General features: G+C 71.4%; 19 protein-coding genes. 9 read left to right on the top strand and 10 right to left on the bottom strand.

The window, feature by feature from the left end; translation table 11 throughout:
- Positions 1-19: 19 nt before the first annotated feature.
- From ABZV42_RS25580 to ABZV42_RS25590, 3 genes are all read right to left on the bottom strand, one after another.
- The gene (locus tag ABZV42_RS25580; RefSeq protein ID WP_355988980.1) at positions 20-472 is read right to left on the bottom strand and encodes a cyclic nucleotide-binding domain-containing protein; all 453 of its coding nucleotides are present in this window, start codon (positions 470-472) and stop codon (positions 20-22) included.
- Positions 473-647: 175 nt separating this feature from the next.
- Positions 648-1,451, bottom strand: coding sequence for a VOC family protein (locus ABZV42_RS25585; RefSeq protein WP_355988977.1), 804 nt, complete (start codon positions 1,449-1,451; stop codon positions 648-650).
- Positions 1,452-1,642: 191 nt separating this feature from the next.
- Entirely contained in the window at positions 1,643-1,858 is a 216-nt protein-coding gene (locus ABZV42_RS25590) for a DUF4177 domain-containing protein (protein WP_261706275.1), read from the bottom strand.
- 277 nt (positions 1,859-2,135) lie between these two features.
- Between ABZV42_RS25590 and ABZV42_RS25595 the strand changes: the two genes are divergently transcribed.
- The 4 genes from ABZV42_RS25595 to ABZV42_RS25610 all read left to right on the top strand — a co-directional run bounded on the left by ABZV42_RS25595 (position 2,136) and on the right by ABZV42_RS25610 (position 6,330).
- Positions 2,136-2,777 carry a DUF6629 family protein gene (locus ABZV42_RS25595; RefSeq protein WP_355988973.1) on the top strand — a complete coding sequence of 214 codons (642 nt, stop codon included), beginning with the start codon at positions 2,136-2,138 and terminating at the stop codon, positions 2,775-2,777.
- 123 nt (positions 2,778-2,900) lie between these two features.
- Entirely contained in the window at positions 2,901-3,650 is a 750-nt protein-coding gene (locus tag ABZV42_RS25600; protein WP_356053712.1) for a L,D-transpeptidase family protein, read from the top strand.
- Between the two features lie 140 nt (positions 3,651-3,790).
- Entirely contained in the window at positions 3,791-4,489 is a 699-nt protein-coding gene (locus tag ABZV42_RS25605; protein ID WP_355988967.1) for a response regulator transcription factor, read from the top strand.
- A complete protein-coding gene (locus ABZV42_RS25610) occupies positions 4,486-6,330 on the top strand; it encodes a HAMP domain-containing sensor histidine kinase (RefSeq protein ID WP_356053714.1) in 1,845 nt (614 codons plus the stop codon). Before ABZV42_RS25605 ends, ABZV42_RS25610 begins: the two co-directional genes overlap by 4 nt.
- A 113-nt stretch (positions 6,331-6,443) precedes the next feature.
- Here ABZV42_RS25610 and ABZV42_RS25615 read toward each other — a convergent pair whose 3' ends face one another.
- Positions 6,444-8,345 (bottom strand): AMP-dependent synthetase/ligase, encoded by a 1,902-nt coding sequence (locus ABZV42_RS25615; RefSeq protein WP_355988961.1) that lies wholly within the window; start codon positions 8,343-8,345, stop codon positions 6,444-6,446.
- Positions 8,346-8,625: 280 nt separating this feature from the next.
- Here ABZV42_RS25615 and sthA point away from each other — a divergent pair, with 280 nt between their 5' ends.
- The 4 genes from sthA to ABZV42_RS25635 all read left to right on the top strand — a co-directional run bounded on the left by sthA (position 8,626) and on the right by ABZV42_RS25635 (position 13,774).
- A complete protein-coding gene (sthA, locus tag ABZV42_RS25620; protein WP_356053716.1) occupies positions 8,626-10,029 on the top strand; it encodes a Si-specific NAD(P)(+) transhydrogenase in 1,404 nt (467 codons plus the stop codon).
- 377 nt (positions 10,030-10,406) lie between these two features.
- Complete coding sequence (locus ABZV42_RS25625) at positions 10,407-11,348, top strand: NADP-dependent oxidoreductase (protein ID WP_356053718.1); 942 nt, start codon at positions 10,407-10,409, stop codon at positions 11,346-11,348.
- 183 nt (positions 11,349-11,531) lie between these two features.
- A complete protein-coding gene (locus tag ABZV42_RS25630; RefSeq protein ID WP_356053791.1) occupies positions 11,532-12,389 on the top strand; it encodes a MoxR family ATPase in 858 nt (285 codons plus the stop codon).
- A complete protein-coding gene (locus ABZV42_RS25635; protein ID WP_355988953.1) occupies positions 12,386-13,774 on the top strand; it encodes a VWA domain-containing protein in 1,389 nt (462 codons plus the stop codon). The genes ABZV42_RS25630 and ABZV42_RS25635 overlap by 4 nt, the downstream gene beginning before the upstream one ends.
- Before the next feature lie 129 nt (positions 13,775-13,903).
- Here the strand turns inward: ABZV42_RS25635 and ABZV42_RS25640 are convergent, their stop codons facing one another.
- Positions 13,904-14,875 (bottom strand): alpha/beta hydrolase, encoded by a 972-nt coding sequence (locus tag ABZV42_RS25640; RefSeq protein ID WP_356053720.1) that lies wholly within the window; start codon positions 14,873-14,875, stop codon positions 13,904-13,906.
- A 176-nt stretch (positions 14,876-15,051) separates the two neighbouring features.
- Positions 15,052-16,914 carry a M1 family aminopeptidase gene (locus tag ABZV42_RS25645; RefSeq protein WP_356053722.1) on the bottom strand — a complete coding sequence of 621 codons (1,863 nt, stop codon included), beginning with the start codon at positions 16,912-16,914 and terminating at the stop codon, positions 15,052-15,054.
- A gap of 487 nt (positions 16,915-17,401) precedes the next feature.
- On the opposite strand from ABZV42_RS25645, the gene ABZV42_RS25650 reads away from it, so the two are divergent.
- Positions 17,402-17,875 (top strand): ricin-type beta-trefoil lectin domain protein, encoded by a 474-nt coding sequence (locus ABZV42_RS25650; RefSeq protein ID WP_356053724.1) that lies wholly within the window; start codon positions 17,402-17,404, stop codon positions 17,873-17,875.
- 154 nt (positions 17,876-18,029) lie between these two features.
- On the opposite strand, the gene ABZV42_RS25655 is transcribed toward ABZV42_RS25650, so the two are convergent.
- The 4 genes from ABZV42_RS25655 to ABZV42_RS25670 are packed head-to-tail and all read right to left on the bottom strand — an operon-like array spanning position 18,030 to position 21,405.
- On the bottom strand, positions 18,030-18,725 hold the full coding sequence (locus ABZV42_RS25655; protein ID WP_355988053.1) for a spherulation-specific family 4 protein: 696 nt from the start codon (positions 18,723-18,725) through the stop codon (positions 18,030-18,032).
- Entirely contained in the window at positions 18,722-19,648 is a 927-nt protein-coding gene (locus ABZV42_RS25660; RefSeq protein WP_355988051.1) for an NAD(P)-dependent oxidoreductase, read from the bottom strand. Before ABZV42_RS25660 ends, ABZV42_RS25655 begins: the two co-directional genes overlap by 4 nt.
- A 7-nt stretch (positions 19,649-19,655) precedes the next feature.
- Entirely contained in the window at positions 19,656-20,369 is a 714-nt protein-coding gene (locus tag ABZV42_RS25665; RefSeq protein WP_355988049.1) for a sugar phosphate nucleotidyltransferase, read from the bottom strand.
- Positions 20,370-20,403: 34 nt separating this feature from the next.
- Positions 20,404-21,405: a GDP-mannose 4,6-dehydratase gene (locus ABZV42_RS25670; RefSeq protein WP_355988048.1), complete on the bottom strand. Its 1,002-nt coding sequence runs from the start codon at positions 21,403-21,405 to the stop codon at positions 20,404-20,406.
- Positions 21,406-21,429: the final 24 nt, after the last annotated feature.

Raw genomic sequence — 21,429 nt, forward strand, 5'->3', positions numbered from 1 at the left:
GCCACTTCGCCGGGTGGCCTCAACGGCTGCCGCCGTGGCGCGCGTAGTGGTCGATGAGTGCCGTACGGGTCGTCTCGAGCCGGTGGGCCAGGATGGCGCCGATCGTCCGGGTCAGCGACAGCTCCAGTGACGGATCCTGGTCGCACAGGGCCCGTACCTCTCCGGCGTCGAACTCGTAGGCGCGCACCGGGCTGAACGCCTCCGCGCCGAAGTCCCAGGTGTGCGGCCGGAACAGCCACGACCAGCCCAGCAGGTCACCGGGCCCGAGCTGGGCGACGGTGATCCGTCTGTCGGCGATCACCCGCTGGTACAGGGAGACCGTTCCGGAGCGGACCACCCAGAAGCGGTCGGCGGTGCCACCCGCCTCGAAGATCTGCCCGTCCGCGGGGAAGGACACCTCGCGGGCCACGCTCATCAGCCGATCGCGGTGTTCGGGGGAGAGCGCGTGCAGGAGCTTGAGAGCAGTGGGCATCGCGGACCTCCATCGGGTCGCCGCACTGCCACGGGGCGGCGGCCTGTCGTGCGGGGGCGGCCTGTCGTACGGGTGGTGTCCCGTCATCCTCCATTGGAGCCCGAACGGAGTGATCCGTCGCGCCGTGGGCCGGACGGCTTCGGCCCGGGGCGGTCGCGGGCGTGCCTGCGGGCCGTCATCCGGCGGACCGGGAGGTCACCGAGAAGCGAGCACCGTCGGGGTCGATGACGAGGGCTTCCACCGAGCCGATGCCCTGCTGGTGCGCGGTACCGCCGTGGGCGCGCGCCGCGCGGACGCAGGCCTCCACGTCGTCGACCGCGAAGTGGATCTGCCAGTGCGGCCGCAGCGCGGGGTCGGGGGCGGCGCCCAGCGCGCCCGAGTGGATCCGGGCCACCACGTCGCCGAAGCTGCGCAGGACGACCTCGTTCTCCTCGTAGTCGACCTCGCAGCAGCCGGGGACCGAGGACGCCCAGCCCAGCACCTCGCCGTAGAAGATGGCGGCGTCGAAGGCGTCGCGGGTGTGCAGCCGTACGAACGAGGGCGCCGCGTTGCGCCAGCGCTCCCAGCCGGACACCAGCTCGCCCTCCCAGATGCCGAAGACAGCGCCGTCACGGTCGGCCAGCAGCGCGGCCCGGCCCGGCGGCAACGAGATAGGGCCCACCGCTGTCGTGCCGCCGCGTTCCTGGCTGCGGGCGACGGTCTCGTCGGCGGAGCCCACGGCGAAGAACGCGGTCCAGGCGACCGCCGTATGCGCCACGAAGTCGACCTGGGCGATCCCGGCCACCGGAATCCCGGCGACGCTGGCGACACGGTACTGCTCGCCCAGCCTGGTGCCCGGGGTCCACCTCCAGCCCAGAACCGCGCTGTAGAACTTCTGGGAGGCCCGCAGGTCGCGGGTGGTGAGACTGACCCAGCACGGCGCGCCGAACACCGACTGGCTGGTCACGACATCGGTGTGGAGTGTTCCGTCGCTCTTCATCGCCGCCCGTCCTGACCCGATTGGCCGGCAGCGGTCTCGCGGGGTCCCTCGTGGGGGTTCCCGGACGTGAGATCAGCCGTGAGAGGCCTTCCGTGCCGGAAGGCCTCCGACGGCGTCAATAGCACCTGCGGATCCGCTGTCCCATCACCAACAGCATCTCCCGCTTCGGCGCCGCGCGCACCACGCGACCGTCAGCCGCGCGGACGCTCCAGCGTGAGCAGCAGACCTTCCACGGCGCCGGGGCCTATACGACCCTTGACGTCCGCGGCCGTGATCGCCTTGAGCGCCCACCCGTCCTCGGCGTGCTTGTTCAGGACCTTTTCCAGCTTGTCGCTGTCCAGCGCGTCACCGATCAGCGATTCGCGGAACGTGACGACCTTGTATTCGAAGGTGTACGGGGTGCTCATGGTTGTGGAGCTCTCCTGCGTGTCGGAAGGCATGGCCGGCCCCACCCAATCACCCTTCGCGGCTGCGGCACAGGGACGAACAGGACTGATGGGACAGCTTCGTTGAAAATTCAGGAAGCATCGTGTCCGAGAGGCGTCCTGACGGCCGGCCTCAGAGGGCGCCCGGCGAAGGCGTCGTAGCGTGGACTCGGGTCGATGAGTCGACGGGTCGATAGGTCGGTGAGCCGGTGGGCCGACGGGCCGGCGGAAAGCCGCGACGGCGGATTCAGGGAGCGCGATGTGCTGGAGTGCGACGGCCGATCTGGCGGCCGGTGCCGGGATCGCCGCGGTCGGGGCCGCCTGCGTGATCCGGGCCCGGCGCAGGACGGACCTCCCGCTGGCCGCGCTGCCGTTGCTGCTCGGCGCCCACCAGATCGTCGAGGCCCGGGTCTGGGACACCGGGGGCGGGGCGGGTTCCGTCACCGTGGCCTGGGCCGTGATCGCCCTTCCGCTGCTGGCGGTGTGGGTGCCCGCGGGCGTGCTGTGCGCGGCACCGGACCGCGCCCGGCGCCGGCTGCTGCTCCCGCTCGCGGCCGGTGTCGTGACGGCGGCCGCGCTCGCCCATGCCCTGGCCGCCCGTCCCGTACGGGCCGAGATCCACGGTCACACCATGGGCTACGTCGTCGATCTGCCCCGGTCCGAACTGGTCATCGCGGGCTACCTGTTCGCCACCGTCGGCGCCCTGCTGCTCTCCGGCGACCGCGGGCTCGTGCTGCTCGGCGTCCTGACCGGGGCGGGTGCGCTGGTCTGCTGGTCGCTGTGGGAGCTGACGTTCGTCTCGACGTGGTGCGCCTGCGCGGCGGTCGTCTCGGTGACCCTGCTGGGCTGGGTGAACTCGCGGAAGGCACTCGCCCCGCCGGAGCGAGTGGAACACGCGTGATGTGACACGTCGCGCGGAATGCGGGTGATCCGGTTCGGCACCGGTGATCCGCCGCATCCCGGGTACGCGGCGAACCGTGGATGACCTGACGAGTTCCTCATACGTGTCGGCCAGGGTCGAGGCATGATCAACTCAGCACACCGTCTCAGGGCGGCGATCGTCGCCGTCTCCTTCCTCCTCGTCGGCTGCGGCGGCACGGCCGAGAAGCTCGGAGCCGGCGGCTCACCGGCGCGTCACGGCGAGGCGACCCCGGCGCCGGGACCGGCCGCCTCGCGCTCGGCGGCACCGGGGGGACTGCCGGGGCTCGGCCCCGCCGCCCTGGCCGCGATCCCGTCGCGGACCCGTCAGGTCGTCCTGGTGACCGGCAGGGGCAGGAACTCCTCCCGGTCCACCGTGGTGCTGTACGAGCGCACGGAGGCGGGCTGGCGGGCCGGCCCGAGCCGGCTCGCGCACAACGCCCTGAAGGGCTGGACGCATCACCATCGCGCCGGTGACCTGCGGTCCCCCATAGGCGTGTTCACCCTGACGGACGCCGGCGGGCTGCTGCCCGACCCCGGCACCCGGCTCCCGTACGACCGCTCGGGCGCCTTCACCTCACCGGGAACGGGCTTCGAGGGCGAGCCGCTGGCCGGCTCCTTCGACTACGTGGTCGCCGTCAACTACAACCGCAAACCCGGCACCACACCCCTGGACTGGACCCGGCCCATGGGCGCGGGCCGCGGCGGGGGCATCTGGCTGCACGTGGACCACGGAGGCCCCACCCACGGGTGCGTCGGTCTGCGCGAGGACGACATGGTGGAGCTGATGCGCGCACTGGACCCCGGACTCCACCCCGTGGTGGTCATGGGGGACGCGGCCTCCCTGGCGCGCTGACCCCGGGGTTGTCGCGTGATCCGCCCGGCCCGCGCCGGACCCCACCCGCAGTGTCCCCCGGAGTTGTCAGGAAGGTGTCAGGGTGTGGGAAGCCCCTCGTACCGGCCGATCCGCGGCCCGGAGCCCCTAACATCGGCCGCGTGTGCGCACATGTGCTGGTCGCGGAGGACGACGAGAAGCAGGCTGAGCTGATACGCCGGTCGCTGCTGGGCGAGGGCCATACGGCGGCCGTGGTCCACGACGGCGCGGCCGCACTCGAGGAGGTCCGCCGGCACCGGCCCGACCTCGTCGTCCTCGACCTGATGCTTCCGGTCATCGACGGCTTCGGAGTCTGCCGGGCGCTGCGGGAGAACGACGACATCCCCGTCCTCATGCTGACCGCCCGCTCCACCGAGGACGACGTCCTGCTCGGCCTGGAGCTCGGCGCGGACGACTACATGACCAAGCCGTACAGCCCGCGCGAGCTGATGGCCCGTATCCGTACGGTGCTCAGACGCGGCGGACGGCCCGCGGGGGAACGGCGGGCCGATCCGGTCGTCAGGGCCGGAGGCATCGCGGTGGACCCGCGACGGCATACGGTCCTGTGCGACGGCTCACCGGTGGACTGCACCCCGGGCGAGTACGAGATCCTGCTCGCGATGGCCGCCGAACCCGAACGGGTCTTCTCCCGGAGGCAGTTGCTGCATCACACCCGGGGCATCGACCGGGCCTCGACCGAGCGGGCCATCGATGTGCACATCATGAACCTGCGCAGGAAGATCGAGGCGGACCCGCGCCGGCCGACGCGCCTCGTGACCGTGTTCGGCGTCGGATACAAGCTCAGGAGCGACCGGGCGTGAGCCGCGCGCTGCCCCTGCGCAAGAGTCTGCTGGTGCGGCTGCTGATCACCTCCGTGCTCATCGCCCTGTGCTCCGTGGCCGCGACCGCCTGGCTCGCGGTGCAGACCACCACCCGGGCCATCCAGGAGGAGCAGGGCCAGGTGCTCGCCGAGGACATGGACATCCTCCGGCAGCTCAGCGGATACGCGGCCACCCACCCCGACTGGTCCGGTGTCGCCGGGACACTGCGCGCGATCTCGCACAGGACCGGACGGCGAGTCGCCCTGACCGCCGGCGACCGCACCCCCTTCGCCGACTCCGCCGCCCGCGGGACCTCCCTGCCGCCCCGGGCCGCCGCCACCGTCGATCCGCTGCGCACCGACACCTACACGGAGCCCGGAGCGCAGCTCACCGGTGTCGACCCACGCGCCGTGGGACCGTACCGGCTGACGACGGCCGAGCGCCTCGAGGTGGCCAAACTGGCCGTGGTGCGCCAACTCTGCTTCGACCGCTACGGAGTTCGGACCCGCACGGAGCGGACGCCGAGCGGCCGGACCGTGCTGAGAGGTGTCGACGGGACGCTCGACCCCGGCTTTGTGCCGATGGAGTGCGCCGACGGAAGGCTCAACACCCCCACCCCGACCGAACAGAAGGCCCTGGACGCCCTGTCGGCGCTCGGCCGGACGTGTCTGGACCGGCACCGAGCCGACTTGGGCCACCCGTTGGCACTGCCGTTGGAAGCCGTGAGCGGAGCCGGCCCGGTTCCCTACCTGACGGGCAAGAGAGCGGTCGACCGGGACGGGCCACTGGCGCGGACCGCGAACGCCTGTATCGCCGAGGCCCGGCGCGCTCAACTCGAGCCCTATGTCGCCCCGGCCGCCGAGCTCTTCCTCGGCACGGGGGACAGGCCCGTCCCCCGCTTCGACATGTCGGCCGCCAACAAGGCCAAGGTCTTCGGCGTCGCCGGACTCGTCCTCGCCCTCACCGTGGCCGTGACCGCGCTGGTCGCCACCCGGCTCGTACGCCCCCTGCGCGCGCTGACCCAGGCCGCGCAGCAGCCGCCCGAGCGCCATGTACGGGTGCCCGTCACCACCCGGGACGAGACCGGCATCCTGGCGCTCGCATTCAACGAACTGACCGATCGCCGCGAGCGGTTGGAGGCGCAGCGCAAGGCGATGGTCAGTGACATCGCACATGAACTGCGCACTCCGCTCACCAACATCCGCGGCTGGCTGGAGGTGGCCCGCGACGGCCTCGTGGACCCCGATCCGGAACTGCTGTCCTCCTTGCACGAGGAGGCCGTGGTCCTGCAACGTGTCATCGACGACCTCCAGGACCTCGCGGCCGCCGACGCGGGCACGCTGCGACTGCACCGCGAGGAGGTGCGCGCCGACGAACTCCTCGAACAGGTCGCGGCGGCACACCGGGTGGGCGCCGAGGCGGCCGGCATCCGGCTGGTGACCGAGGTCGACGGCACACCATGGCTGGACGCCGACCCCGTACGGATGCGGCAGGCGCTCGGCAATCTCGTGTCCAACGCGACCCGACACACCCCGGCCGGCGGCACGATAACCCTCTTCGCGCACCGCGACGCGGACGAGGTCGTGTTCGGGGTGGCCGACACCGGCGCCGGCATCGCTCCCGCGGATCTGGCGAGCGTCTTCGACCGGTTCTGGCGGGCGGAGAAGTCCCGCAGCCGGCGCACCGGCGGCAGTGGCCTGGGCCTCGCGATCGTCCGGCAACTGGTCGCCGCCCACGCCGGAACCGTCTCCGTCACCAGCGAGGTCGGCACCGGTTCGGTCTTCACCATGCGCCTGCCCCGCGCGCGAACACCCGCCACACGTGCCGCCGGTTCCGGCTGAGGAGTATCTGAGAGGCCGTCAGTAGTCCACCGGGTCCCGGCGGAACAGGGTCGTCCACGGGAACGGCTCACCGGGCGCGGATTCCCGGGAACCCCGTGAGTCGTTCGGCGAGGTCAGCGGAACACGTTGTCCGAGTCGTCCAGGATCGACGGGTCGCCGATCGCCGCCTCCCGCGGAACGCGTGACGAGGTCTGGTACATCGCCTCGATCTCGGCCGCGTACCGCTGGGCGATCGCGTCCCGGCGCAGTTTCAGCGAAGGCGTCAGCAGCCCGTTGGACAGGTCGAAGGGCTCGGGGAGGACACGGAAGACGCGGATGGACTCGGAGCGGGACACGGTGCTGTTGGCCGCCGCGACCGCGCGCCTGACCTCCTCGCGCAGCTCGTTCTCCTCACGCGCGTCCCGGGCCGGTGACTCACCCTTGGCCCGGGCCGCCCGCCAGTGCGTCACGAACTCGGGGTCCAGGGTGATGAGGGCGCCCACACAGGGCCTGTTGTCGCCCACGACGGCCGCCTGGTGGATCAGCGGATGGACCCGAAGACGTTCCTCCAGAGCCGCCGGGGCCACGCTCTTGCCCCCGCTGGTGATGATGATGTCCTTCTTGCGTCCGGTGATGGTCAGATAGCCGTCGGAGTCGACCCGGCCGATGTCCCCGGTCGCCAGCCAGCCGTTGCGGAACGAGGCCGCGGTCGCCGCGGCGTCGTTGATGTAGCCCTGGAACACGGAGGGCCCCCACACGAGGATCTCCCCGTCGTCGGACACCTCGATCTCCGTGCCCGGCAGGGCCTGCCCGACGGTGCCGAACTTCTCCCGGCCGACCGGCTGGGCGGTGATCCCTCCGCTGGTCTCCGTGAGTCCGTATCCGTCGTGGATGAAGATGCCGATTCCCGCGAAGAACAGGGCGAGTTCACGATTCAGCGGCGATCCGCCCGAGACCGCGCCGCAGACCCGCCCGCCGAGCGCGGCGCGCAGCCGCTTGTACACCGTCTTCTCGTACAGGGAGTGCTGGAGCCGCAGATCGAAACCCGGGCCCGGCCCCGTGCCGAGCCGCCGCTGTTCCTCGGCCAGGGCGAAGTCCTGTGCCGTACGTACGGCACGCTCGAACAGCACGCCGCGACCTGCTCGTTGGGAGGCCCGCACGAAGTTCTTGTAGATCCTCTCGAACACGGACGGGACGGCGTACAGATAGGTGGGCCGGAACGAGAGCATGGCCTCGGAAAGGGTCTCCTCCCGCAGATCCGGCTCGTGGCCCATCAGGATGCCGCCGCGCAGACAGATCCCCTGGATCATCAGCCCGTAGGCGTGGGAGAAGGGCAGGAAGGCGAGGACGGCCGGCTGCGTGTCCGGCGGAGCCGCCGTCTTCCTCCAGCCTTCGAGCAGTGTGTCGCACGGGCTCGCCAGACTGCGGTGCGTCAGCGCGCAGCCCTTCGGCTGTCCCGTCGTGCCGGAGGTGTACGCGACGACCGCGGTGGAGTCGGCGAGCACGATCCGGCGCAGCGAGTCGATCGCGGTCGCGGGTATCGTCCGGCCGCGCTCCATCAACTGGGCCATCGCCCCGGTGTCCAACTGCCAGACATGGCGCAGGAACGGGAGCGCGGCGCACGCGGAGCCGACCGTCATGATGCCCTGCTCGTCCTCCACGACCACGCCCACGCAGTGCGCGTCCTGCAAGATCCAGGCGACCTGCTCGTGGGACGACGTCGGGTAGACCGGCACGATCTCGGCGCCCACCGACCACAGGGCATAGCTGAGCACCGTCCACTCGTAGCGGGTGCGCGCCATGATGGCCACACGGTCGCCCGGCCGGATACCGGACCGGACGAACCCCCTTGCCACATCGACGACTTCGTCCCACAGCTCGGCCGCCGTCACATGGATCCAGTCGTCCGACCGGCCCTCGGCGCGGCGTGCGAGCTGCGGCAGATCGGGCGTCTTGAGCGCCGTTTCGCGAAGACTGTCGGCAAGTCCCCCCTGGGTGCGCGCAGTCGGCGGTGCAGAAAGGTGGGACTGATGCATTCGGCCGCTCCGGAATTCTCCTCGACGCGACCTCACCCCAGGAGGCGCCGATGCCAAGGATTACTGAATGTAGCCCACAAGGGAGCGTTCCGTGTCCTGTTCCGGCATGCGTTCGCCCGCCGCTGAGTCCTGGTTCGGCGGCATGCCGTCTCGTTCCCTCGAAACGCGGCCGGACGCGGCCCGGCGGCGGCACCGCGAGCCGCCGCTTCATTCGTCACTCGGGCGACGGATCGCCCGTTCGCCCTTCCGGGAAGAGGGCCCGGGCTGACAGACTCCGCTGGTGCGCGACTTCGACATGCTCGTCATCGGATCCGGCCCGGGTGGACAGAAAGCCGCGATCGCAGCGGCCAAGCTCGGCCGTCGGGTCGCCGTCATCGACCGCCCCGACATGGTCGGCGGGGTCTCCATCCACACCGGAACCATCCCCTCCAAGACGCTGCGTGAGGCGGTGCTGTATCTCAGCGGCCTCAGCCAGCGGGATCTGTACGGCCAGAGCTACCGCCTGAAGGAGGACATCACCGTCGCCGATCTGACCGCTCGCACCGAGCACGTGGTCAGCCGCGAGGTGGACGTCATCCGCAGCCAGCTCTCCCGCAACCACGTGTCCCTGTTCGCCGGCGTCGGCCGGTTCGTGGACGACCACACGGTCGCCCTGACCGAGGCGAACGGCAACGAGAAGCGGCTCAGCGCCGACCACATCGTCATCGCCACGGGCACGCGCCCGGCGCGGCCCGACACCGTCGCCTTCGACGGACGGACGATCATGGACTCGGACAACGTCCTGAACCTGGAGCAGGTGCCGCGCTCCATGGTCATCGTCGGCGCGGGGGTGATCGGCATGGAGTACGCCTCCATGTTCGCCGCCCTCGGCTCCAAGATCACGGTGGTGGAGAAGCGGTCCGGGATGCTCGACTTCTGTGACGTCGAGGTGATCGAGTCGCTGAAGTACCACCTGCGCGAGCTGGCCGTCACCTTCCGGTTCGGCGAGACCGTCGCCTCCGTGGAGAGCCATTCCCGGGGCACGCTCACGGTCCTGGAGAGCGGCAAGAAGATACCCGCCGACGCGGTCATGTACTCGGCGGGGCGGCAGGGCCTCACCGACGAACTCGACCTCGGCAAGGCGGGGTTGTCCGCCGACCCGCGCGGCCGCATCACCGTCGACGAGCACTACCGCACCGAGGTGCCGCACATCTACGCCGTCGGTGACGTCATCGGCTTCCCGGCACTCGCGGCCACCTCGATGGAACAGGGCCGTACGGCGGCGTACCACGCCTGCGGGGAGCCGGTGAACCGGATGCTCGACCAGCAGCCGATCGGCATCTACACCATCCCGGAGATCAGTTTCATCGGCCGGACCGAGGACCAACTCACCGAGGAATGCGTGCCGTTCGAGGTGGGGATCTCCCGCTACCGGGAACTGGCCCGGGGACAGATCATCGGCGACTCGCACGGCATGCTGAAGCTGCTGGTCTCGCCCGAGGACCGCAAACTCCTCGGCGTCCACTGCTTCGGCACCGGCGCGACCGAGCTCATCCACATCGGGCAGTCGGTCATGGGCTGCGGCGGAACGGTCGACTATCTCGTCGACGCCGTCTTCAACTACCCGACGCTCGCCGAGTCCTACAAGGTCGCCGCCCTCGACGCGACCAACAAGATCCGGCAGATCGACCGCCTCAGGGACTGACCGCCGTACGGTCTTCGCGAACGTACTGCGCGACACGGTTCCGGCATGGCACCGTGGACCCAGGGTCTGGCCCGTCACTCCCCCCGTGGTGACGGGTCAGACCTTTTCGCCGCCCGGCGCCCGCCCGCTGCCGTCCTCCAGCTGTCGGCCGCCCGCTCTCGCCCTCCCGCTCCCCGCCGTCCGCCCGAGCCCGTTCGCGGGAGCGCCCGGTGCCTGCCCGGCAGGAAAGCCGCCGGTCCCGGAACTATCGTGAAGAACGGCCGGTCCGTGCCGGAGCCCGAGGAGCCCGAGGAGCCCGAGGAGCCCGAGGAGCCCGAGGAGCCCGACGGGGACCGCCTCGACGGCGGCCGTGTGCCGTCCCGACGAGGAGGAACCGGATGAACGGCACGATGCGCGCGGTACGCGGTCATCGGCGGGGCGGGCCTGAGGAGCTGATCTACGAGGTCGCGCCGAAGCCCGTCCCCGGGCACGGTGACGTGCTGATCGAGGTGCGGGCGGCGTCGGTCACCCCGGGGGAGCTCGACTGGGACGCGACCTGGACCGACAGCTTCGACGACGGCCGCCCGCGACTGCCGATCGTGCCGTCCAAGGAGTTCTCCGGTGTGGTGGCCGAGCTCGGCCACGGCGTCACCGGCTTCAGGCCGGGCGAGGCGGTCTACGGGCTGATCCCCTTCACCCGGGACGGAGCGGCGGCCGAGTACGTGTCCGTTCCCGCGGCGGATCTCGCCGCCAAGCCGGGGTCGCTGGACCACGAGCGCGCGGCCGCACTGCCGCTCGCGGGCCTGACGGCGTGGCAGGGCCTTGTCACCCACGCCGGCGTCGAGCCGGGACAGCGCGTGCTGGTGCACGGCGGCGCGGGGGGTGTGGGCTCGTTCGCCGTCCAGGTGGCGGCCGCGCTGGGGGCCGAGGTGACGGCCACGGCGGCGGACCGGGACGCCGACTTCGTGCGGGGCCTGGGCGCGGACACGGTGATCGACTACGCGGAGCAGCGCTTCGAGAACGAGGTGAAGGACGCGGACGTCGTCTTCGACACCGTCGGAGGAGACACCCTGGCCCGTTCCTGGCAGGTACTGCGTCCCGGCGGGGTCCTGGTCGGCGTCGTCGAGCCGCCGGAGCCCCCTGAGGGCTCGGACGCCCGCGCGGTGTTCTTCGTGGTCGAGCCGGACCGGGCCGGTCTGGAGGAGCTGAACGCCCTGGTCGACGCGGGCCGGCTGATCCCGCAGGTGGACCGGATCGTTCCCCTGGAGAGCGCCCCGGGGGCCTACGCGGCCCTCGAACGTGAGCACCGGCGGGGCAAGATCGTACTGCGGGTCTCCTGAGGCGGGGGCGGCTCCCGGGGTGCTGTGCCGGGGTCCGTCGGTCACGCGGGCCGGTGCCGTGCCGTACGGCTGGACAGGCGGCGGCCTCCCGGTCCCGTGGGGGTCGTCACACGTGACAGCGAGGGTGAACAAGCGCTTAGATAGTGAGTCCGACCTCGTCCGCGCGTGCTGGAGGCCCCGTTGCTGTTCACATCCGTCGACGACGTCTCCGCACGCCTCGCCGACGCGGGCTATCTGGCCTCGCCCGCCGTCGCCACCACGGTCTTCCTGGCCGACCGGCTCGGCAAACCCCTCCTCGTGGAGGGTCCCGCAGGCGTGGGCAAGACCGAACTCGCCAAGGCCGTCGCACAGGTCGCCGGTGCCCGGCTCGTCCGCCTCCAGTGCTATGAAGGCGTGGACGAGTCACGGGCGTTGTACGAGTGGAACCACGCCAAGCAGCTGCTGCGCATCACCGCCGGCCGGGACGAGACATGGGACGACACACGCACGGACATCTTCTCCGAGGAGTTCCTGCTGCCGCGCCCGCTGCTGACCGCCATCCGCGGCGACGACCCCAAGGTCCTGCTGATCGACGAGACCGACAAGGCCGACATCGAGGTCGAGGGACTGCTCCTGGAAGTGCTCAGCGACTTCCAGGTCACCGTTCCCGAGCTGGGCACGATCACCGCCACCAGCCGCCCCTTCGTGGTGCTCACCTCGAACGCGAGCCGTGAACTGTCCGAGGCCCTGCGCCGCCGCTGCCTCTTCCTCCACATCGGCTTCCCCGAAGAGGAGCTGGAGCGCCGGATCGTACGGCTGAAGGTGCCCGAGCTCGACGACGCGCTCACCGAGTCCGTGGTGCGGGTCGTCGGGGCGCTGCGGGAGATGGATCTTCGGAAGGTCCCCTCCGTCGCGGAGACCATCGACTGGGCCAGCACCCTGCTCGCGCTGGGCGCGAGCACCCTCGACGAGAACGTCGTACGGGACAGCCTCGGCGTGATCCTCAAGCATCAGGACGACGTACTGAAGGCGGCGGCCAAGCTCGACCTGGGCGCCGTGTGAACGCCGCCGCGCCCGCGGGCGGGACCGCCCCGGCGGACGGGGTCGCGGACCGGCTGACGGGACTCGTCGGCGCGCTCCGCTCGCACGGCGTGCGCATCGGGACCGGCGAGACCGTGGACGCCGCGCGGGCGGTGGCGGCGCTGGGCTTCGCCGACCGTGACCGGCTGCGCGAGGGGCTGGCCGCCACCCTCCTGCACAACCCGGGCCAGCGCCGGGTGTTCGACCCCGTCTTCGACGTGTACTTCCCGCGAGGCGTCGGAGTGCCGGAGGGCGTCGCACCCGCGGACCGGGACGGTCTGCGGGACCGGCTCGCGGCCGCCCTCGCCGCCGACGACCAGGCACTCATGGCGCGGTTGGCCATCGAGGCCGTCGACGGATTCGGCGGCTACGGGGGCACGACGGCGACGGACGGCTGGTCGTCGTACCAGACGCTCGACCGGCTGCGGCCGCAGACGCTGATGGCCCGCGTGCGGGACGGCGTGCGTGCGCGGGGCGGTGCGGAGGGATTCACCGACCGGCTCCTGGAGGACGAGATCCGGCAGCGTATCGAGGTGTTCCGGAGGCAGGTCGCGACGGAGGCACGGCGCCGGATCGCCGAGCGGCGCGACCGCGACGAGATCGCCCGGCGCGCGGTCGCCCCCACCGCCGACCGCGTCGACTTCCTGTTCGCCGGCCGTGACCGGCTCGCCGAACTGCGCAAGGCCGTACAGCCGCTCGCGCGCAAACTGGCCACCCGTCTCGCCGCGCGCCGCCGCAGGTCCCGTCGCGGCACCGTCGATCTGCGGCGCACCCTGCGCGGATCGCTGTCCACGGGCGGGGTGCCGATGCGCCCCGTGCTGCGCAGGCGCCGTCCCGTGCGGCCCGAACTGGTGCTGCTGTGCGATGTGTCGGGGTCGGTGTCGGGCTTCTCGGACTTCACCATGCTGCTCGTGCAGGCGCTGCACGACCAGTTCAGCAAGGTGCGGGTGTTCGCCTTCGTCAACCGGGTCGACGAGGTGACCGGGCTGATCGGGCCCGGCGCCGCCGACCCCGAGGGGCTGAGCGCCCGGATCCGCGCGGAGGCGGAGATCACGGGCTGGCACGGCAGCAGCGACTACGGGGTCGCGTTCGGCGAGTTCGCCGAGCGGTACACCGGCGCGGTCGGCTCCCGGACGACCGTCTTCGTGCTCGGCGACGCCCGTACGAACATGAGCGACCCCAACCTGCCCGCCGTCCGGCAGCTCACCCGGCAGGCCCGCCGTGCCTACTGGCTGAACCCCGAGGCACGCTCGCAGTGGGGCACGGGCGACTCGGCGGCCCTCGCCTACGCGGAACTCGTGGAGATGCACGAGTGCCGCAACGTCCAGCAGCTCAGCGCGCTGATCGGCCGGCTGCTCCCCGTCTGAACGAACGCGACGGCGCGACGGTCAGGCCGGGCTCGCACCGCGCCCGCTCGCACCGCACCCGCTCGCACCGCGCGGGTACTTACGGTCTCCGGAGTTTGCGCGGCAGGGCGACGCGGGCCGCGCGGGTACTCACGGTGCCAGGAGTCTGCGCAGCCAGGCGATGCGGGCCGCGCGGGCGGTCCGGGCGAGCGCGGTGTGCGGGGCGAAGGCGTCGAAGCCGTGGAAGCCGCCGGGCCACACGTGCAGCTCGGCCACCCCGCCCGCCTGCCAGATCCGGGACGCGTAGTCCACGACCTCGTCCCGGAAGGTCTCCGCGGAGCCGACGTCGAGGAAGGCCGGAGGCAACCCGGACAGGTCCGAGGCCCGGGCCGGCGCGGCGTATGCGGGCACGTCGGGGCCGCCGCGGGCATCGCCCAGCACGGCGGTCCAGGCGGTCTCGTTGGCCGTACGGTCCCAGGCGCCGACGCCCGCCATCTGGTGCGCGGACAGGCTGTCGTTGCGGTCGTCGAGCATCGGATACATCAGGACCTGCGCGAGCGGCCGGGGCCCCCTACGGTCCCTGGCGAGCAGGGCGAGTGCCGCGGTGAGGCCGCCGCCCGCGCTGGCGCCCGCCACGACGATCCGCTCCGGATCACCGCCGAGCTCCCCGGCGTGCCGCGCCGTCCACAGCAGACCGGCATAGACGTCCTCCACCCCGGCCGGGTAAGGGTGTTCGGGGGCCAGCCGGTACTCCACGGACACCACGACCGCGTCCAGTTCCCTCGCCCACTCCAGGACGAGCTCCACCCCGGCCCGGTTGTTGCCGAGGACCATGCCGCCGCCGTGGGAGTGGTAGATCACCGGGCGAGGCCCGTTCGCGGGCGGTGCCGAGGGCCTGATGACGAGCAGCGAGACGCCGGGAGCGCCGTCGGGCCCCGGCACCGTCAGGTCCGTGGTCGTGAAGGCGCCGCCGTCGGTGAGGTCGTACACGGGCACGGCGGGTTCGGGCAGCGCGTGCAGGGCGGCGATGTCCGCCAGGCTCGGGCCGGACGGCACGGACGGTCCGACCGCCGCGAGGGCGGCAGCCAGCTCGGGGTCGAACGGGGGCGGTACCAACAGCATGATGTCTCCTCGCGCCGAGCCCGGCGGCTCCCGGATCCCATGATCGGGTGCCGTGCTCCCGGACCGGGAGCCGCCGTACGGCGGAACCTGCCCGCGACCCGGCCGGACATGCGCGCCGCGGTGACGCCCGAGGGCGTCGCCGCGACGAACAGCGAAACGGGCTGCCGCGAGAAGCGTCAGCCGTCGATGCGGTGGGTCGTCCAGAACGACGTCAGGTCCGTGGTCGTGGCCGCCTGCGCGGCCGCCTTGAACTCGGCCGTGGTGGAGACGCCGTACCAGTGCGAAGTGGCGTAGCTCTTCAGCAGGTTGGTCATCACGGTGTCGCCGAGCACGCGCCGCAGGTCGTGCAGGGCGCACTTGCCGTAGCCGTAGACGACGGTGGAGTAGCGGGACGAGTGCGCGTCCCAGTAGGCCATCGAGTTGGTGATCTTCTCCGCGGACGAGGCCCAGGAGACGCTGCTCCAGCAGCTGGTCCCGGTCTTGCCCTGCGCCAGGTCGGTGGCGTAGTCGGTGAACGCCTCGTCGAGCCACGGGCTGTTGTACTCGTCGTCACCGACGATCCCGTAGAACCACTGATGGCCGATCTCGTGGGTGAGCGCCGTGGTGCTGACCAGGTCGAGGACGAACCCGGGGTACTCCATGCCGCCGAACCAGTAGTTGTTGTCGATCACCGCGTCCAGCTCGCCGTACGGGTACGCGCCGAAGCGCGCCGCGTGGGCGTCCACCGCGGACTTGGCGGTGGAGAGCATCGACTGCGCGTCGGATGAGCTGATGCCCGACACGGAGTAGATGTTGATCGCGGTGCCCGCGGTGGAGGTGCCGGAGATCTTGGTGAACGGACCCGCGGCCCAGGCGAAGTCACGGACCTTGGAGGCCGTGGCCGTGGTGACGGTGCGGCCGCTGGAGCCGGCGGTGTCGACCGAGGTGCCGGTGGCCGGGACGAGCAGACTCGTCGGGTGGTCGAGGGTCACCTTGAAGTCGGCGGCCAGCGAGTAGAAGGACTCGCCGTTGTTCGTGTACGGGTCCAGGTGCCAGCCGGAGCCGTCCTTGACCGCGAGTACGGGCAGGGCGTTGCCGATGTTGACGAACGCGCCGTCGTAGCCGAAGCGGTCGGCGCCGCTGGGCACGGTGATGGCCAGGTCGAAGCCGATCGTCGCGCTCTGGCCCTGTGCCAGCGGTGAGGCCAGGCTGATCTGGAGGGCCGTGCAGGCGACCGAGAGGGAACCGGCGGTGCCGCCGCTGACGTTGCTGACGGTGATGGGCATCGCCGAGCACGTGCCGTGGTAGTTGTCCCACAGCCTCAGATACACCTCGCTGAGCGCGGTGGAGGAGGCGTTGGTGAACGTCACGCTCTCGTGCCCGGTCCAGCCGGTACCGCTCGTGTTGCTGGTCAGGCTGACCGTGTACGCGGGGGCCGAGGGCGTACGGGTGGAGTCGGCCGGCGGGGTCGTGCCACCCGAGGTGTTCAGGGCGATGTCGTCGAGGACGAAGCTCGACTGGAGGCTGGAGTCCTCCGTGCCGGTGAAGGCGAGGGTGACGGTCTGGCCCGCGAACGCCGAGACGTCGAACGTCTTCTGGGCGTACCCGGACGCCTTGTTGAGGTTCGAGTACGTCGCCAGCGTCGTGCTGCCGATCTTCGCCGTCAGCTTGTCGTAGGCCGTCGACGAGGTCGTCTCCGCCGTGTCGATGTGCAGCCAGAACGTGAGGCTGGCACTGCTGCACCCGGACGGGATCGTGACGCTCTGCGAGAGCGTGTCGGTGTGGGTGCTGCCGACGCCGTCCAGCCAGGCGAAGCTGGTGCCGCCGTGGGCACTCTGGCCGGTTCGGCTGGTGATGACGGTGGTCGAGGACTGGGTCCAGGGCGAAGTGCCGCTCTCGAAGCCGCCGTTGGTCACGACCTGAGCGGGTGTGCAGGCGGCCGCCGCGGCCGGTGCCGTGCTGGGCGAGGCTGCCGCGGGGGTGCCGGGGAGCGAGACTGCGGCCAGGGCGGCGACGACGAGGACGCGTGCCGCCAGGGCCTTGAGGGGGGTCGGTCTCACACGAAACTCCTTTGAGGCGGCCGGGATTCCGGCCTGCTCGGTGGCCGCCCGGGACGACTGGGGTGCGCCGCTGGGTGGCCGCGGGCCGCGCGCGGGTGCGCGCGGTCGCTTGGTGAGATTTCCGTGCCGTCACCCTGGGGTCAGGGCGACGGCACCGGAAAGCCTCGCAGATTTGACCGAGACATGCCATCGCTCCGAGGGGGTGGATGAGGTACCAGTGACCGGTCGCCGTCCCCCGCTCCCTTGGCGGGTCGACGCGCGCGCATCGCGGGACGTCCCGAGAATTCGGCTGTCCGGCGTCCCAAGTCGCAGGTCACGCAGGTGAGACGACGGCGGGACGCTTCCCGGGAGCCTTCGCGCACCCCTCGGCGGTGGCCTGCTGCATACCGTTGCCGGGGCGTAGACGGGGAGTCGGCGCCTGTGTGGTCCTGACCCCGTGCGGGTCAGGAAGCGCAACCGACCGAAGTATGAAACTGGGGGAACAGACATGCGTGGCAAGCGCGTTGCTCAAGTGATCGGAACGATGGCGCTCGGTCCGATCCTCGTACTGACGACGAGCGTGGCGGCCCATGCCGACGGTGACGTCGTGTGGAACCACCAGAACGGCGGAGGCTGTCTCAGCGGCATGTGGGACCACCACCTCGGCTGGAACGACGTGGGCCTCTACCCTTGCTCGTTCGGCGCCGCCAAGTGGCACGACGTCAATGTTGGAGGCGGTGTCTGGATCGAGCGGCTGGCGGAGGTCCCGGGGTCCTGCCTTGCCGGGTACACCGACAGCGACGCGTACGTGGAGGCCTGTAGCAGCGGCCGGAACGACTACCAGCGCTGGCGGGAGATCAACACGGGTGGCGGCTGGAAGCTCCAGAACGTGGCCACCGGCGAGTGCCTCGACGCCAACGACGCCAAGAAGGTCTACACGCACGCGTGCAACGACGGAAATGTCTACCAGCTCTGGTCGTGACTGAGGGACTGAGGGACTGAGGGACTGAGGGACTGACGGACCGAGGGACTGACGGACTGAGGGGCTGACCGCCCGACGGCCCCAAGTGCCCTGTGGGGTGAGGCGGGGTCCTGGGCGACCAGGGCCCCGCCGTGTCGGGCCGTGTCGTGCCCTGTCACCCGCTGTCGGAACCGTCGCTGACGGGAGCGGAGGCATACGGCTCCAGGAGGGCGGGCGTCAACCGTGCCCATGGATTGGGGAGTTCGCCCGTCACCGGCCCGGCCACCGCCGCACCGCGTTCGCGCGCGGTGCGAACGGCCAGCGGGACGAGCGCCTCGGGGACGCCGTAGACCAGATGACAGAACAGCTCGGGCGGGTGCCGCGCTGTCCACACCGGTCTGCTGAACGCCGACACATAGGTGGACCAGTGGCCCTCGAACGTGACGAGCAGATCGGCGAGGCGGGCGTACCCGGGCGCCGGATGAACGCCCGTGTTCAGCACGACCGGAGCCGCGCCGAGCCGGCGCAGACTCTGCACCAGCCGTCTGCAACCGGGCAGCGCCGCCGAGGTCGGAGCAACCTGGTCGAGGAAACACCCCTGCGTTCCGTACCACTCCCGGTGCCGCAGGACCTCGTGGGCTATGACGTCCGGATCGCGCGCGCCGTAGTCCGTGTCGACATAGCCGAGCAGCCGGGCGCCCGCCGAGCGCAGCGCGTCCGTCGCCGCGGTGAACGCGGGATCCGGGCCCTCGCCCGGCCCGTCCGCCGGGTTGATGACGACCCCGTACGTCCGGTCGGCCGCCCCGATCAGCCGGTGCCAGGCGCCCGGGTCCTCGCCCGGGTGGACGTACAGCGGAATCAGCAGGCTCATGGCTTCCGGTCGCCTTCGCCCCGCGGGACGGGAACGGTCCCCGTCGCCGCCCAGAGCGCGGCCAGCGAGTCGTCGAGCGTCAGCGTCGGCCGCCAGCCGAGTGCCGCCTCGGCGGCGGTGATGTCGGAGCACTGCCACGACACCTCGCCGGAGCGGGCCGAACCGCCGCCGTTCTCCTCGATACGCCCCCGGAATCCGGCGACGCGCGCCAGGCCGCCCACCAGGTCGCGCACCGGGACGGCCTTGCCGCCCCCGATGTTGAGAACCCGCGGCAGCTGCCCGGGGACCGTCGCCGCCGAGGCCGCCGCCCGGGCCACGTCGCGTACGTCCACGAAGTCGCGGTACGCCGAGAGGTCACCCAGCCGGACGACCGCGTCCGGGTCCGGGCCGGCGTCGCGCAGCAGTCCCGCGATCCGGCCCGGCAGCCCTGTGGAAGGCGCCCCCGGACCAACGGGGTTGCCCACCCGCAGCACCACCGCGTCCAGCCCGGAGGTGGTCACGGTGACCGTTCCCGCGAGCTTGGTGGCCCCGTACGGGGTGACGGGGCTGGTGGCCGCGGACTCGGTCACGCCGGTGTCCCGGACACCTGGACCGTATTCGGCGGCCGAGCCCAGATGGATCAGCCGGGCGGCCGGGGCCGCCTCACGCAGCGCCGCGCAAAGGACCGCGGGGCCACGGGAGTTGACCTCGGAGAGGGTCACGGCGTCGCCGCCGGTCGCGCCGGCGCAGTTGATGACGGCGTCGGGTGCGGCCGCCGCCAGGGTCGCGGCCAGCCGTTCCCGGCGGGCGGTGGCCAGGTCGATGCCGAACTCGGCGGCGGGCGAGCGCCCGCCGCCGAACACCCGCACACCCGACAGGGTGCGCAGGTGCCCGGCGACATGGCCGCCCAGATAGCCGGTGAAGCCCAGGACGAGAATGCGCATGCGGTGGTCAGGCTCCCTTGAGCAACAGCGACTTGCGGGTGGTGAACTCGGCGTTGGCCCGGTCGTAGTCGTCCGGGCGGCCGATGTCGAGCCAGTAGCCCTCGAACTCGTAGGCGTGCGGCTCGTTCCCACTCCGCAGCAGGTCGAGGACCAGCTCGTCGAAGCCCAGCGGCAGCCCCGCCGTGTAGTTCTCGAGCGTGGAGAGCGACAGGCCGTACACGCCCATGGAGACGCGGTAGTCCATGCTCGGCTTCTCGGTGAAGGCGACCACCTTGCGCTCGTCGGTGGTCAGCACACCGAAGTCGATGCGCACCTGGCGCGCGAACGTCGCGATGGTCAACGGCGCTTCCGAACCGCGGTGTTGCCGCAGAACGTCGCCGAAGTCGAGGTCGGTGAGCACGTCGCCGTTCATCACGAGGAACGATTCGGGCAGCCGGTCGCGCATGGTCAGCAGCGGCCCCATGGTGCCGAGCGGACTCTCCTCGGTGGAGTAGTCGACCGCCAGGCCCCATTGGGACCCGTCGCCGACGTAGGCGCGGATGATCTCGCCCAGGTGGCCGATGGCGATGGTGCAGCTGGTGAAGCCGGTCGAGGCCAGCTGGCGCAGCACGATCTCCAGGATGGCGTGCTGGTCGCCGATGGGGACGAGCGGTTTGGGCAGGGCGGTGGTGTAGGGCCGCAACCGGACGCCCTTGCCTCCGGCCAGGATCACTGCGTGCATGAGGTTCTTCTTTCGTGGGACGGGCCGGACGGGGTCAGATGTTGTAGATGCCGGTTTTGTAGCGGGCCAGGTTCGCCGGTTCGCGGAAGAACTCGACGGTCCGTGCGAGGCCTTGCTCCAGATCGTGGGCGGGGCTCCAGCCGGTCGCCTCGGCCAGCCGGGTGGCGTCGGCGACCAGCCGCATCACCTCCGAGTTGGCCGGCCGGATGCGCCCCGAGTCCTCGCGCACGTCGAGGGCGGTGTCCATCACCTTGCCGATCAGCGCCACCAGGTCACCGACCGAGATCTCGCCGCCCGTACCGGCGTTGAGGGTCCTGCCCACGACCCGGTCCGCGGGTGCCGTGCCCACGGCGAGGAACGCCTGGGCGGTGTCCTCGACGAAGGTGAAGTCGCGGGTGGGCCGCAGATCGCCGAGGGTGATGGCGCGTTCGCCCGCGGCCACCTGGCCGATGACGGTGGGGATGACCGCGCGCATCGACTGGCGCGGGCCGAAGGTGTTGAACGGTCGCAGCGTCACCACCGGCGTGCCGAAACTTGCGTGGTAGCTGTCGGCCAGCCGGTCCGCGCCCGCCTTCGAAGCGGCGTACGGGGACTGGGTGTTGATGGGGTGGTCCTCGGTGATCGGCACGGTCTGGGCGGTGCCGTAGGTCTCGCTGGTGGAGGTGTGCACGAGGCGGGGCGTGCCGAGCGCGCGCACCGCCTCCAGCACGTTGAGGGTGCCGGTGACGTTGGTGTCCACATAGCTGTGCGGTGCCTGGTAGGAGTACGGGATCGCGATGAGCGCGGCCAAGTGGTAGACGCAGTCGGCGCCTTCGGCCAGGCCGCGGACCGAACCCGGGTCCCGCACGTCGCCCAGGACGATGTCGACCTGGTCCAGGACATCGGGACGCAGTGTCTCCAGCCAGCCGTACGAGGAGAAGGAGTTGTACTGCGCCATGGCCCTCACCCGATGCCCGGAGGCGACCAGCGCCTCGGTGAGGTGGGAGCCGATGAAACCCTCGGCTCCGGTGACGGCGGCGAGCGGTTGGGTGGTCAACTCGTGGGTCCTTCCGATTGGTTG

This window comes from Streptomyces sp. NPDC005281 (assembly GCF_040607495.1).
Classification (GTDB): domain Bacteria; phylum Actinomycetota; class Actinomycetes; order Streptomycetales; family Streptomycetaceae; genus Streptomyces.